The 13,204-nt window shown below is 66.0% G+C and carries 13 protein-coding genes and 1 tRNA gene; 7 read left to right on the top strand and 7 right to left on the bottom strand.

What is annotated here, in order from left to right; all coding sequences use genetic code 11:
- Positions 1-24: 24 nt before the first annotated feature.
- From ACN5W5_RS22365 to ACN5W5_RS22350, 4 genes are all read left to right on the top strand, one after another.
- Positions 25-1,374 (top strand): M16 family metallopeptidase, encoded by a 1,350-nt coding sequence (locus ACN5W5_RS22365; RefSeq protein ID WP_420050641.1) that lies wholly within the window; start codon positions 25-27, stop codon positions 1,372-1,374.
- Positions 1,375-1,580: 206 nt separating this feature from the next.
- Positions 1,581-2,186 carry a 16S rRNA (guanine(966)-N(2))-methyltransferase RsmD gene (gene rsmD / locus ACN5W5_RS22360; RefSeq protein ID WP_420050640.1) on the top strand — a complete coding sequence of 202 codons (606 nt, stop codon included), beginning with the start codon at positions 1,581-1,583 and terminating at the stop codon, positions 2,184-2,186.
- A 50-nt stretch (positions 2,187-2,236) separates the two neighbouring features.
- Positions 2,237-2,755, top strand: coding sequence for a pantetheine-phosphate adenylyltransferase (gene coaD, locus ACN5W5_RS22355; protein WP_420050639.1), 519 nt, complete (start codon positions 2,237-2,239; stop codon positions 2,753-2,755).
- 15 nt (positions 2,756-2,770) lie between these two features.
- The gene (locus tag ACN5W5_RS22350) at positions 2,771-3,055 is read left to right on the top strand and encodes a YfhL family 4Fe-4S dicluster ferredoxin (RefSeq protein ID WP_420050638.1); all 285 of its coding nucleotides are present in this window, start codon (positions 2,771-2,773) and stop codon (positions 3,053-3,055) included.
- On the opposite strand, the gene pth is transcribed toward ACN5W5_RS22350, so the two are convergent.
- The 7 genes from pth to ACN5W5_RS22315 all read right to left on the bottom strand — a co-directional run bounded on the left by pth (position 3,019) and on the right by ACN5W5_RS22315 (position 8,958).
- Positions 3,019-3,666, bottom strand: a complete 648-nt coding sequence (gene pth / locus ACN5W5_RS22345) for an aminoacyl-tRNA hydrolase (protein ID WP_420050637.1) — start codon at positions 3,664-3,666, stop codon at positions 3,019-3,021. The two genes, ACN5W5_RS22350 and pth, sit on opposite strands and share 37 nt — an antisense overlap.
- Before the next feature lie 93 nt (positions 3,667-3,759).
- A complete protein-coding gene (locus ACN5W5_RS22340) occupies positions 3,760-4,386 on the bottom strand; it encodes a 50S ribosomal protein L25/general stress protein Ctc (protein ID WP_420050636.1) in 627 nt (208 codons plus the stop codon).
- Positions 4,387-4,486: 100 nt separating this feature from the next.
- Positions 4,487-5,461 (bottom strand): ribose-phosphate pyrophosphokinase, encoded by a 975-nt coding sequence (locus ACN5W5_RS22335; RefSeq protein ID WP_177138724.1) that lies wholly within the window; start codon positions 5,459-5,461, stop codon positions 4,487-4,489.
- Between the two features lie 85 nt (positions 5,462-5,546).
- Positions 5,547-5,623 (bottom strand) — tRNA-Gln (locus ACN5W5_RS22330).
- A 97-nt stretch (positions 5,624-5,720) separates the two neighbouring features.
- The gene (gene ispE / locus ACN5W5_RS22325) at positions 5,721-6,626 is read right to left on the bottom strand and encodes a 4-(cytidine 5'-diphospho)-2-C-methyl-D-erythritol kinase (RefSeq protein WP_420050635.1); all 906 of its coding nucleotides are present in this window, start codon (positions 6,624-6,626) and stop codon (positions 5,721-5,723) included.
- The gene (locus tag ACN5W5_RS22320; protein ID WP_420050634.1) at positions 6,623-7,135 is read right to left on the bottom strand and encodes a lipoprotein insertase outer membrane protein LolB; all 513 of its coding nucleotides are present in this window, start codon (positions 7,133-7,135) and stop codon (positions 6,623-6,625) included. The genes ispE and ACN5W5_RS22320 overlap by 4 nt, the downstream gene beginning before the upstream one ends.
- Positions 7,132-8,958, bottom strand: coding sequence for a tetratricopeptide repeat protein (locus ACN5W5_RS22315; protein WP_420050633.1), 1,827 nt, complete (start codon positions 8,956-8,958; stop codon positions 7,132-7,134). The genes ACN5W5_RS22320 and ACN5W5_RS22315 overlap by 4 nt, the downstream gene beginning before the upstream one ends.
- A gap of 93 nt (positions 8,959-9,051) precedes the next feature.
- On the opposite strand from ACN5W5_RS22315, the gene mutM reads away from it, so the two are divergent.
- From mutM to mutY, 3 genes are all read left to right on the top strand, one after another.
- Positions 9,052-9,867, top strand: coding sequence for a bifunctional DNA-formamidopyrimidine glycosylase/DNA-(apurinic or apyrimidinic site) lyase (gene mutM, locus ACN5W5_RS22310; protein WP_420050632.1), 816 nt, complete (start codon positions 9,052-9,054; stop codon positions 9,865-9,867).
- A gap of 46 nt (positions 9,868-9,913) precedes the next feature.
- Entirely contained in the window at positions 9,914-11,848 is a 1,935-nt protein-coding gene (locus ACN5W5_RS22305; RefSeq protein ID WP_420050631.1) for a dynamin family protein, read from the top strand.
- Positions 11,849-12,147: 299 nt separating this feature from the next.
- Positions 12,148-13,200, top strand: a complete 1,053-nt coding sequence (gene mutY, locus ACN5W5_RS22300) for an A/G-specific adenine glycosylase (protein ID WP_420050735.1) — start codon at positions 12,148-12,150, stop codon at positions 13,198-13,200.
- Positions 13,201-13,204: the final 4 nt, after the last annotated feature.

Genomic DNA, 13,204 nt, shown 5'->3' with positions numbered 1-13,204 from the left:
GCTTCACCCGAACGATCGCCACGCATGTCGACTCTCTCCCGATTCCTGAACCGCACCCGATGGTTGCCGCTGCTGCTCGTGTGGCTGGGGGTGTTCACAGGCGCACGCGCCGCGATTCCGGTGGAGCACTGGACGCACGCCAGTGGCGCGCGGATCTACCTCGTGGCCAGCCCGTCGATCCCGATGCTCGATGTGCAGCTGAATTTTGACGGCGGCAGTCGCCGCGATCCTGCCCGCCAGGCCGGCCTGGCCAGCGCCACGGCGGGGCTGTTGCTGGCTGGCGTGCGGGCGCAAGATGGACAGCCGGCGCTCGATGAAAACCGGCTGGGCGAGGCCTGGGCCGACCTGGGTGCCCAGTTCAGCGCGCAGGCCAGCAGCGACCGCTTCAGTCTGTCCTTGCGCTCGCTCACCGAGCCCGACCTGCTGTCGCGCGCGGTGGCGCTGGCGGCGCGCCAGCTGGCCGCGCCGGCCTGGCCCGAGAAGGTCTGGCAGCGCGACCGCGAGCGGTCCATCGCGGCACTCAAGGAGGCCGAGAACCGCCCGGGCACCCACGCCGGGCGCGCCTTTTCCCGCGCGGTGTTCGGCGCCCATCCTTACGGTTTCGAACCCGATGCCAGGACGCTGACCGCCATCGGCGTGGCCGACATGCGCGCGTTTTACCGGCGCCACGTGGCGACCTGCCGGGCGCAGGTGACGCTGGTGGGCGCCATCGACCGCGCCGGGGCCGAAACCATCGTCGGGCAGCTCATGACCGCGGTGCAACCGCACGGGTGTGCGGCATTGCCGCCGGTGCCCGAGGTGCAGGCGCTGACCCGCGAGCAGACGCTGCGCCTGCCGTTTGCGGCGGCCCAGGCCCAGGTGCTGATCGGGCAGCCGGGCGTTCCGCGCAACGACCCCGACTTTTTCCCGCTGTTTGTGGGCAACTACATCCTGGGCGGAGGCGGCTTTGTTTCCCGCCTGACCACCGAGGTGCGCGAAAAGCGGGGCTTGAGTTACAGCGTCTACAGCTACTTCGCGCCCGGGCTGCACGCGGGTGCCTTCCAGCTGGGCTTGACCACCCGGCCCGATCAGGCCGATCAGGCCATTGGTGTGGCGCGGGATGTCGTGCGCCAGTTCGTGGAGCAGGGGCCGACCGAGGCCGAGCTGCAGGCCGCCAAGGACTACCTGATCAACGGTTTTGCGTTGCGCATCGACAGCAACCGCAAACTGCTCGACAACGTGTCCAACATTGCGTGGAACGGGCTGCCGCTGGATTACCTCGACACCTGGACCGACCAGGTGCAGCGCGTCAGCGTGGCCGACATCCGCCGTGCCTTTGCGCGTGTGCTGCAGCCCGATCGCATGGTGACGGTGGTGGTCGGAGCTGGACAATGACCCACCCCCGCCGCGCTGCGCGCGACCCCCTCAAGGGGGCGATGCGGTGCGGCCCGGCAAAGCCGGTTCCGCCGCATCCTGGGTTGGACATTTCTCGCCGGAGATGGATCGCTCACGCCGAGCGTTTAGCTTCCCCTTCGTCGTTGCTCCCTCGGCTTCAATATGGCATCGTCGAGCCACCGTCGCCGGCTTGGTAAGCTCGGTGCATGAAAAAGCCCGCACCACGTCCCACTGTCAACGCGCCACACGAAGTCCGCATCATCGGTGGCCTGTGGAAGCGCACGCCGCTGCCGGTGGCCGACCGGCCGGGGCTGCGGCCCACGCCCGTTCGTGTGCGCGAAACCCTGTTCAACTGGCTGGGCCAGGACCTGAGCGGCTGGCGTTGCCTGGACGCCTTTGCCGGCACCGGCGCCCTGGGGCTGGAGGCGGCATCCCGTGGTGCAACTGAAGTGGTGCTGGTCGAGCAGGACGCGCACCTGATCAAGACCCTGAGCGCCCTCAAGACCAAGCTGAAGGCCGATGCCGTGCGCGTGGAGCGGGGCGATGGCGTGACGGCCCTGCAGCAGCGCCGTGGCCAGGGACTGGATCTGGTGTTTCTCGATCCACCCTTTGGTGAGGAGGGCAACGACGCGTTGTTCACCGCTGCGCTGCAGGCCGCACGGCAGTGCCTGCGCGACGATGGCCTGATCTACCTGGAGGCGCCGCGCGTCTGGAGCGACGACGAGCTCGCGCAACTGGGCCTGCAGCTGCACCGCCAGGGCAAGGCCGGTGTCGTGGCCTACCATCTGGTGCGCCCCCTGCCGCCTCAGTGACTTTCGCCGGCGGTCCCACGGCGGCCAGACCCCTCGCGCATAATTCCGGGATGAATTCCGAGCCATCCCCGACCGCCAGAAACCCCCGCATCGCGGTCTACAGCGGCACCTTCGATCCGCTGACCCTTGGTCACGAAGACGTGGCCCGCCGCACTGCGTTGCTGTTCGACGAAGTGATCATCGCCGTGGCGGTGGCGCACCACAAGAAGACCCGCTTCAGCCTGCGGGAGCGAATGGACATGGCCGCCGAAGCGATGGCCAGCGCGGGCGGCCACATCCGCGTGTTGCCGTTCGAAGGTCTGATCATGGATTTCTGTCGCCAGCAGGGCGCTTGTGCCGTGGTGCGTGGTGTGCGCAACCTGACCGACTTCGACTACGAGGCCCAGATGGCGGCGATGAACCGCAAGCTCAACCCGGCCGTGGAGACGGTGTTCCTGCTGCCGCAGGCGGAGTTGCAGTGCATCTCCAGCACGCTGGTGCGCGAGATCTCCACCCTCGGTGGCGATGTGTCGCAGATGGTGAGCCCGGCGGTGGCGCAGCGCCTGGCGCCGCGGCCCTTGCAGGTCTGATCGGGAGCACGAATCATGGCCCTGATGATCACCGCCGATTGCATCAATTGCGATGTCTGCGAACCCGAATGCCCGAACCAGGCGATCTACATGGGCGAGGAGATCTATGAGATCGACCCCGCCAAATGCACCGAGTGCGTGGGGCATTTTGACGAGCCCCAGTGCATGCAGGTGTGTCCCGTCAGCTGCATCCCGGTGAACCCGGAACACATCGAGAGCCACGAAACGCTCTGGCAAAAATACCAGCGCCTGCAGAAAGCGGGTCAGCCCTTGTCGGCCGAGGGTGGGCCTTCTGCCTGATCTGCGGCTGGGGCAGGGCGCGGCGGTTTCGGGCGCGGGGGCTTGCTGGTGTGGATCAGCGCTGTCGCTTTGTCCATTTCGCCGGCGATCAGCTGGGGCAGTGCCTTGAGGCTGCGGTCCAGCGCCTGGGCGATGGCGATTCGGTCGTCCGGCGACGGTTTTTTCAGCACCCAGTTCGCCACTTCATTTTTGTTGCCCGGGTGCCCGATGCCGACGCGCAGCCGCCAGTAGTCGGCGCTGCCCAGCTGGGCGTGGATGTCGCGTAGACCGTTGTGGCCGGCGTGCCCGCCCCCTTTTTTGAGCTTCACTTCGCCGGGTGGCAGGTCGAGCTCGTCGTGCACCACGAGCACTTCTTCCGGCGCGATCTTGAAAAACCGCGCCAGCGAGCCCACCGATTTGCCCGAGAGGTTCATGAAGGTCTGCGGCTCGACCAGCCAGACGCTTTGCCCGCCCACGGAGGTGCGCGCGACCAGGCCGAAGTGGCTGCGCTCCATCTGCAGCGACACCTTGAGCAGGCGCGCCGCTTCATCCACCCACCAGAAACCGGCGTTGTGGCGTGTGTGTTCGTATTCAGGACCCGGATTGCCCAGGCCGGCGATGAGCTTGATCATGCGCAGATTATCGGGTGGCAGGAATGAAAAAGGCCCGCGTGAGCGGGCCTTCGAGGGGCAAAGCGATCCGGTGCCGGGCCGCCAAGGCAGAACTTACTTCTTGCCTTTGCCCTTTTTCTTGTCGTCGACTGCGGCCACGACGGGAGCGGCAACCACTTCCTTGACCGGCTCGACCAGCGTGGCCACCGTCAGGTTGGTGCGGCCGTGCAGCACGAGCTTGATGCCCTTGGGCAGCACGATGTCGCCGGTGTGAACGGTCGAACCCGTGGTGACGTTGCTCAGGTCCACGGTGATGTGCTCGGGCAGCTGGGTGGCCAGGCACTCGATTTCGATTTCGGTCATCACGTGGCTGACAGCGCACTTGTCCACCTTCACGGCAGGCGACTCTTCAGCGCCCACGAAGTGCAGGGGCACTTTCTTGTGCAGGCGGGTCTTTTCGTCCACGCGCTGGAAGTCCACGTGCAGCACGAGGGGCTTGAAGGGGTGGTACTGCACGTCGCGCAGCAGCACTTTCTGGGTCGTTCCAGCGAGTTCCATGTCGAGGATCGAAGCGTGAAAGGCTTCTTTCTTCAGGGCATGCCACAAGGCGTTGTGATCGAGTTCGATCGTGGCGGCGGGCGTTTCGCCACCGAAAACGATACCGGGCGTGCGACCGGTGATGCGGAGACGGCGGCTCGCACCCGTACCCTGCTTGGCGCGCTCAAAAGCGACAAATTGCATAACTGACTCCTGTAGAGGGGTTCCGCGACCAGAACGCCTCGGTTGAAAAAGGCCGCTTGCTGAATGCACAGGGCGGCCTGCTTTTTGTTTCGATCAGGCCTTAGAAAAGGTTGTCCTGATCGGCAAACAAACTCATGACCGACTCACCCGAGGCGATGCGCGCGATGGTTTCGGCCATCAGCGGCGCCACGGAGAGCTGGCGAATCTTGGAGCAGGCCTGAGCGGCCTGCGACAGCGGGATGGTGTTGGTCACCACGACCTCGTCCAGCGCATTGCCTTTGGCCAGGCGTTCGATGGCGGGGCCGGAAAAAATCGGGTGTGTGCAGTAGGCGTAGACGCTCTTGGCACCACGTTCTTTCAGCACCTCGGCGGCTTTCACCAGCGTGCCGGCGGTGTCGATCATGTCGTCCATGATCACGCAGTTGCGGCCCTCGATGTCACCGATCACGTGCATGACTTCGGACACGTTGGCCTTCGGGCGGCGCTTGTCGATGATGGCCATGTCGCAGTTGAGCTGCTTGGCCAGTGCACGGGCACGCACCACGCCGCCGACGTCGGGCGACACCACCAGCAGGTCGGTGTAATTCTTCGCGCGCAGGTCGCCCAGCAGCACCGGCGAGGCGTAGATGTTGTCCACCGGAATGTCGAAGAAACCCTGGATCTGGTCGGCGTGCAGGTCCATGGTGAGCACGCGGTCGACACCGACCGCCTGCAGCATGTTGGCCACGACCTTGGCCGTGATCGGCACGCGGCTCGAGCGCGGGCGGCGGTCCTGGCGGGCGTAGCCGAAATAGGGGATGACGGCCGAGATACGCGAGGCCGAGGCCCGTTTGAGTGCATCGACCATGATAATGAGTTCCATCAGGTTCTCATTGGTCGGCGCGCAGGTCGACTGGATCACAAAGACTTCGCGGGTGCGCACGTTCTGCGTGATTTCCACGGTGACTTCACCGTCGGAAAAACGGCCCACGTTGGCCGAGCCGAGCTGGGTGCCGAGGTGCTGGGCGATTTCGGCGGCCAATACCGGATTGGCATTGCCGGTGAAGATCATGAAATCCGGGGGCTGAACTTGCATGGTGTTCCCAGCTGCATCAACGGCAAAAAAAGTGGCCGCTTAACGTGTGTCGAAGCGGCCCGGCCGGTACGTGTTTCAAAAAATCTGGCAGGGGAGGAAGGACTCGAACCCTCGCATGCTGGAATCAAAATCCAGTGCCTTTACCAACTTGGCGACTCCCCTACGCAGGTCATCTGTTTGGCGATGAAGCCGGACAGACAACCCAAAAACATGTCGCAGGTTGCGCATCAACTGCCTGGGCTGTGCGCAAGCCGATATTCTAATCGCTGCACCAGTCAAGCAATGGATGTGCATCCATGTTGCTGCATTCGCGGACAGTCCAGTCACCAGGGACAGGATGCTCATCCAGCGGATGCGGCATTTGCGCAAACACCGCGGTGCCCGATCCGGTCATGCGGCCTTGCAGGCCCTGAGCGGACAACCAGTCCAGGCATTGCCCCACTTCAGGGCAGATGGTCTGGGCCACAGGCTGAAGATCGTTGTGCCCGAAGTCCAGAATGTTCTGGATATCGAGCCGCGGCAGATCTTGTGTGTCGTTTGCAGCAAAGCCTTGGATTGTAGCAGTTTTTGTATCGCGCTTCAGCAAGGGCGAAGCAAAAATGCGTTGCGTGGACGCGCCACCTGCCGGTTTGACCACCAGAAACCGCGCAGGAGGCAATGAAATGGGCGTGATCTGCTCGCCGATACCCTCGACCCAGGCGTTGTGGCCCCCGAGAAAAAAGGGGACGTCGGCGCCCAGCTGAAGACCGATGGCGGACAGCTCGTGTCGCCGCAGGTCCAGGCCCCAGAGCCGGTTGAGCGCCAGCAGCGTGCTCGCCGCGTCCGATGAACCGCCACCCATGCCGGCTTCGGCCGGTATGCGCTTGTCCAGCGTGATGTGTGCGCCCAGGGTGCAGCCGGTGGCTTGCTGCAAGGCCCGGGCGGCACGCAGCGTCAGGTCTTCGGCGGGCAGCAGACCCGGCTGCAGGTCCTGGCGGCTGATGCCGCCGTCGGTGCGCAGCTCGACATCCAGCCGGTCACACCAGTCGATGAGCATGAAGACCGACTGCAAGAGGTGGTAGCCGTCGGCGCGGCGGCCCGTGATGTGCAGGAACAGGTTGAGCTTGGCCGGCGCGGGAACACCGTGCAGGTGCTGCCGCACCGAGCGGGTGTGGACCGGTGTCATGGCTGGAAAATGATGCGCAGTTCGGCGGCGGGCAGCGGCAGACGACGTCGGGCGTTCACCCGCCCCTCGGGCTGGCGCGAGAGATCGGCTTGCCAGCCATCGGCCTCGCGGGCCTGACCCTGGAGCCAGGCAAACAGGGCCGCCACGGGCAACGCCGTGCCACCAAACTCGGTGGTCAGTTCATCGAGGCTCTGGCGCTGTGTGACGCGTTCACCCTGGTGCAACTCGGCGCTGCCCGGCTGCCACTGCACCCGGGCCAGGGTGTTGCCCAGTGGCGAGTTCAGCAGCAGTTCGCCTGCATCGGGTGAACCGCGCAGATCGAAGCTGGCTGAATACGACTGGGGTGGGTCGCTCTCGACATTCAGGGCCAGCCGTCCGCTCCAGAAAGACTCACCCGGGGCGGCGCTGCGCTGGGGGGTGGCGCAACCGGTCATCAGGATCGCCGTGGCCAGGCCCGCCAGCACCGCGTGGCGGCGTGACCACGCGCCCCGACCCGCGTCCAGGCTCATGGCTGGACACGCAGGCGTTTGAGGGTGCCTTGCAGGGTTTCGTTGTCGCTCGACAGCAGCAGACCTTCGCGCCAGATCTTCAGGGCCTGTTCCTGTTGTCCCTGCGCCCACAGAACCTCGCCCAGGTGGGCGGCGATCTCGGCATCGGGGCGCTTGACATAGGCGTTCTGGAGAATGTCCTGCGCGCGACGGACATTGCCCATCCGGAACTCCACCCAGCCCAGGCTGTCCTGGATGTAGGCGTCTTCGGGTGCGAGTTCGACGGCCTTTTCAATCAGCTGTTTGGCTTCGGGCAGGCGCACGCTGCGATCGGCCAGCGAGTAGCCCAGTGCGTTGTACGCGTGGTGGTGGTCCGGCTTGGTGGCGATCAGCTGGCGCAACAGGTTTTCCATGGCATCCAGCCGGTTCGCCTTCTCGGCCATCATGGCCTGGTCGTAGATCAGGTCGTTGTCGTTCGGGAAGCGGGTGACGGCTTCGCCATACACCTCGTAGGCCTGCTGCCAGTCCTTGAAGTCGCGCAGCAGCTGGGCCTCGGCGACGAGCTTCAGGCGCGCATCTTCGGGGCGACGCTCGGGCTGGTTGCGCAGCAGGGCGCGCGCCTGGGCCATCTGTCCCTGGCGTGCCAGCAACGAAGCGCGGCGCATCTGGGCCGCCATGATTTCGTCGGCATTTTCAATCCGGTCCAGCCAGGCGTTGGCGGCCACAAAGTCTTTCTGCTTTTCCGCCATCTGGGCCATCAGCAGATAGGCCTGGGTCAGGCCACGGGTGCTGCGCTCGTCACCGGACTGGCGGGCCAGGGCCATGTATTTCTGCAGCGAAGCGGTCGCGGCTGCGTGGGAGGTGCTGTCCTGCACCTGCAGCGAGGCCAGCAGCAGCCAGGGCTCGGGCAGATCGGGTTGGGCCTGGGTCAGGCGCTCCAGCAGGCCGCGGGCTTCGGCGTTGCGCTGCAGGTCGAGCAGGATGCGCGCATAGGTCAAGGCCACCGTGGTGCCGTTGGTGGCGGATGGTGGGCTGGCCTGCAGCTGCATGCGCACCAAGGCCTCGGCGTCTTTCTGACCCCGTTCCATCAACTCCAGCGCGAGCAGGGCGGGAAACACCGATCCGGGCTCTGCCGCTTGTGCCTGGCGAGCCGACTCCAGCGCCGGGGCGAGCTGGTCCTGCGCCAGTTCCATGCGCCCCAGCGTGGTCCAGGCCGCCGCTGCGCTTTCGGAATCTTTGAGCGAGGGCGTCAGTGCTTCACGCACCACTTTCAGCGCGAGGGCCTTGTCGGCGACGCGGGCATAGGTTTGTGGAATCGCATTGATGGTGTCGTTGCGTTCGGCGACTGGCGAGCGGGCGAGCAGGGAGCGCAGGACCGGGCCGGTTTCGCCGGGTCGGTTGAGCGCCAGCAGGATTTGCAGCACGAAGCGGTCGGCGTCCAGCGAATCGGGCAGGTCTTTTGACCAGGCCTGGGCCGCGGTCAGGGCCGCTTCGCCCGAGCGGGCCTGCAGAGCGATGTCCACCGCCCGCCGGTACAGCTGGGCGTCATGCTGTTTGCGCGCCGCGTCGAGGAAGTACGAATAGCCGGTGCCGGGGTCACCGGCACCGACGTTGAGTTCACCCAGCAACAACTGGTAGAACAACGGGGCATCCAGGTCGGAATTGCGCACCTGGGGTGTTTCGGCGGCCGAAGTAGCGGTATCCACGGGGGCCGGTGTGCCTTGGGCCTGAGAGGCAAAGGCACTCGCCAGCAGCGATGCGCCCAACAGGCCGCGAAGCCACCAGACGAGGGGTTTCAGGCGCCCGTGGGCCGGGGTGGCGACGGGGCTGTGCAGGGTATTCATTCGTTCATGATAATGGAAGGGTGGATCGGTACGGGGTCTGATCCGAAGGCCTTTGAACCGTTCCGGTATCCACTGAAAAAAGCACCTTGCTCCATGCCTGAACTGCCCGAAGTTGAAGTCACCCGCCGGAGTTTCGCCGATCGCATTGCGGGTGCCCGGGTGTTGGGCGTGCTGGTGGGCAAACCGCTGCGCTGGCCGCTGGGGTGTGCGCCCGAGGCGCTGGTCGGGCAAAACGTGGGCCGTGTCACGCGGCGAGGCAAGTACCTGCTGCTGCACCTGGATCGGGGGCTGCTGCTGTTGCACCTGGGCATGTCGGGCAGCCTGCAGTTCGCTGCCGAGTTGCCGCCCCGCGGGGTGCACGATCATTTTGAGCTGCAGACCAGCCGCGGCACCCTGCGGCTGCACGATCCGAGGCGCTTTGGTGCCGTGGTGCATGCCGACTCGCTGGCCGACCCGAGGGCGCTCAAGTTGCTGGGCGGGCTGGGTGTGGAGCCGCTGGAGGTCGGGTTTGATCCCGTCATGTTCCATCAGGCCCTGCAGCAACGCCGCGCCAGCGTCAAGCAGGTGCTGATGGCGGGCGACATCGTCGTGGGCGTGGGCAACATCTACGCGTCGGAAGCGTTGTTCATGGCGGGTTTGCGCCCCACGCTGAGGGCTGACCGGATCAGCCGACCCCGGGCGTTGCGCCTGCATGGCGCCATCGTGACGGTCCTGCAGCGCGCGCTGGCCCTGGGCGGGAGCACATTGCGTGATTTTTCCAGCGCCGAGGGGCAGACCGGGTATTTTCAGCTGGATGCCATGGTGTACGGTCGGGAGGGGCAGGCCTGCCGGGTTTGTGCGACGCCGATCCGGGCCATCCGGCAGGGCCAGCGTTCCTCGTTTTTCTGCCCACAATGCCAGCGCTCCTGACAGCCGGGCCGATGCTATATTGCCCAATACGCAGAAAAAAAGTTACATGACTTTCAATCAGGAATTTGACGAGCACGGTGTTTGGCGCAAGCAGTTTGCCCTGCGACTCAAGCTCCTGTCCGAATGGCTGAGCGACCACGACCTGCTGGAGGCGGGGGTGCGTGAGCGGCTCGACCAGCTGCACGCCCAGGTCAAGAACGACAAGATGATGGTGGCCTTCGTGGCCGAGTTCTCGCGCGGCAAGTCCGAGCTGATCAATGCGGTGTTTTTCGCCGGCTACGGGCGGCGGATCATGCCGGCCAGCGCCGGGCGCACCACCATGTGCCCCACCGAGCTGGGCTACGACGCTGACGTGCCGCCCTGCCTGCGGCTGCTGCCGATCGAAACCCGGTTGCAGCCCCAGTCGCTGCTGGACTGGCGCAATGCGCCCGACAAATGGGAGCGGGTGGACCTGGACGTCAACGATCCCCAGCAGCTCGCGCGTGCGATCCAGAAGGTCGCCGAAGTGCGCCGTGTCAGCCAGGCCGAGGCCGCTTCCCTGGGTTTCTGGAACGACGGGACGCCGAACGAAAACCCGCTGGTCGGTTCGGACGGGTTGATCGAAGTCCCCAAGTGGCGCCATGCCCTGATCAACATGGCGCATCCCCTGCTCAAGCAGGGTCTGGTGATCCTGGACACCCCGGGACTCAACGCCATTGGTGCCGAGCCCGAGCTGACCGTCAGCCTGCTGCCCCAGGCGCACGCGGTGGTTTTCATCCTGGCCGCCGACACCGGCGTGACCAAATCCGATCTCGGCATCTGGCGGGAGCACCTGTCCGTGGTGGGTGAGGACAAGGCGACGCGCCTGGTGGTGCTCAACAAGATCGACACCATGTGGGACGCGCTGAGCTCACCCGAGCAGGTGCAGTTGCAGATTGCGTCGCAGCGCTCCGATTCGGCCGAGATACTGGGGCTGTCGCCACAACAGGTGCTGGCGGTGTCGGCGCAAAAAGGTCTGTTGGCCAAGGTCAGCCGGGATGACAAGCTGCTGCAGGCGAGCAACCTGATGGAACTCGAGGCCGCGCTGGGCGAAGGTTTGCTGGGTCAGCGCCGGCGCATCCTGGCCGAAGTGGTGTCCAAGGGCATCCAGTCGCTGCGCCAGGAAACCGGGCGGCTGGTGCACACGCGGGCCCGCGACATCCTGGAGCAGGTTCAGGAACTTGACGGCCTGCGCGGCAAGAACACCAGCGTGATCAAGCAGATGCGGTTGCGCATCGAGCAGGAGCAGGCCGACTTTGATGCCAGCGGTGCCAAGATCCAGGCGGTGCGTTCGGTGCACCTGCGCCTGCTCAAAGACCTGTTTGCCCAGTTGGGCAACACGCACCTCAAGAGCCGCGTGTCGGAGCTGGCGCGTGCGCTCAAGCAGCCGGGCATCAAGCTCGGTGTGCGGCGCGCCTATGGCAAGACCTTCGAGCAGCTGGCCGTTGACCTGAACCGGGCCGATCAGTTGGCGGCAGAAATCCAGTCCATGCTGGAGGGCAGCTTCAAGAACCTGAACGCGGAGTACGGGTTTTCGTTGCAACCGCCCACGCCGCCCCGGCTTTCGGCGTACCACAAAGACCTCGCGTTGATCGAGAAAAGCCACCTGCAGTACCTGAGCCTGGGCAACGCCTTGCGGCTGGCGCAACCCGAGTTCGCTGAGCGGCTGGCGCGCGCGCTCATGAGCCGTCTGCGCGTGGTGTACGACACCGCGGTCAACGAGGTGGAGCTCTGGAACAAGTCGGCTGCGGCCCAGCTTGATGCGCAATTGCGCGAGCGTCGGCGCAATTTCACCCGCCGCATCGAAGCCGTCTCGCGCATCCAGCAGGCCGCGGGCGGGCTGGATGAGCGCATCCGTGAGTTGCAGAGCCAGCAGAGCCAGCTGAACCTGACCGACGCCAAGCTGGCCGAACTGACCAACCACCTGCTCGCCGAGCCCGAAGCCGAAGCCGTCGCGGCATGAGCGCCGCCCGGCCGTTTCGAAGGCGCTCAGCCCCGCAGTGCGCAGGACGGAGGGTCGTCCAATGAGCGCCGCCCGGCCGTTCCGAAGGCGCTCAGCCCCGCAGTGCGCAGGACGGAGGGTCGTCCAATGAGCGCCGCCCGGCCGTTCCGAAGGCGCTCAGCCCCGCAGTGCGCAGCACGGAGGGTCGTCCAGTGAGCGGCGCGCAGGGCCGTTCCCAAGCCAGCTCGCACCGCACCCAGGGCGAAGGCATTCCGGTGAGCCGCGCGCTTGGCCAGGAGTCTGCGGTTGCCGGAGCCGCCCTGCCCACCGGATTTGCAGAGGTGCTGATGCAGTGGCAACGCCACAGCGGGCGCCACGGGCTGCCCTGGCAGGGCACGCACGATCCCTACCGCGTGTGGCTGTCCGAAGTGATGCTGCAACAGACGCAGGTCAGCACGGTGTTGGACTACTACCCGCGCTTCCTGTCCCGGTTCCCGGATGTGCAGGCCCTGGCCAGCGCAACGCCCGATGAGGTGATGGCGCTCTGGAGTGGCCTGGGCTACTACAGCCGGGCGCGCAACCTGCACCGCTGCGCCCAGGTGGTGGTGGCGCAGCACGCAGGGAGTTTTCCGTCAACGTCCAGCGAGCTGCAGACCCTCCCGGGCATTGGTGCGTCGACGGCAGCAGCCATTGCCGCGTTCTGCCATGGCGAGCGGGTGTCGATTCTGGATGGCAATGTGCGGCGCGTGCTCACGCGCCTGCTGGCGTTTGACGGTGATCTGGCGCAGGCGGCGCAGCAGCGCCGTCTGTGGGAGATCGCGCAGACCTTGTTGCCTGAGCAACCCGCAGCGGGCGACATGGTGGCCTACACGCAAGGGCTGATGGACCTGGGCGCCACGCTGTGTTCGCGCAGCCGGCCGTCGTGTGTGGCGTGCCCGGTGCTGGCGCTGTGCCGGTCGGGCCAGGAGGGCACGGCCAGCCGCTATCCCGTCAAGACCCGGACCCTCAAGCGGCGACACGAAAGCTGGTGGCTGCTGGTGCTGCGTTCTCCGTCAGATGACGGGGCGCATCGGGTCTGGCTGGAACGGCGCCCCAACCAGGGTATCTGGGCCGGCCTGTTTTGCACGCCTGTGTTTGCCGACGAAGCCTCGGCTCTGGTGACGCTGCCCCCGAACACCGCCCGCATGCGGGCCCTGTCGCCGGTGGCTCACAGCCTCACGCACCGTGAACTGCGCCTGCACCCGCTGCTGCTGGACCTGCCGCCATCGGTGTCGCCCGCGGGTGCCGACGGGTGCTGGGTGGAATTGGGGGGCCTCGATGCGCTGGGGTTGCCGGCGCCCGTGCGGCAGTTGCTGGTGCAACTGCCCGACTGACCCC

Origin of the sequence: Hydrogenophaga sp. ZJX-1 (genome assembly GCF_048590325.1) — a bacterium.
Lineage (GTDB): Bacteria > Pseudomonadota > Gammaproteobacteria > Burkholderiales > Burkholderiaceae_C > Hydrogenophaga.
Note: the sequence above shows the minus strand (reverse complement) of the source record. Positions and strands in the feature narration are given on the sequence as shown.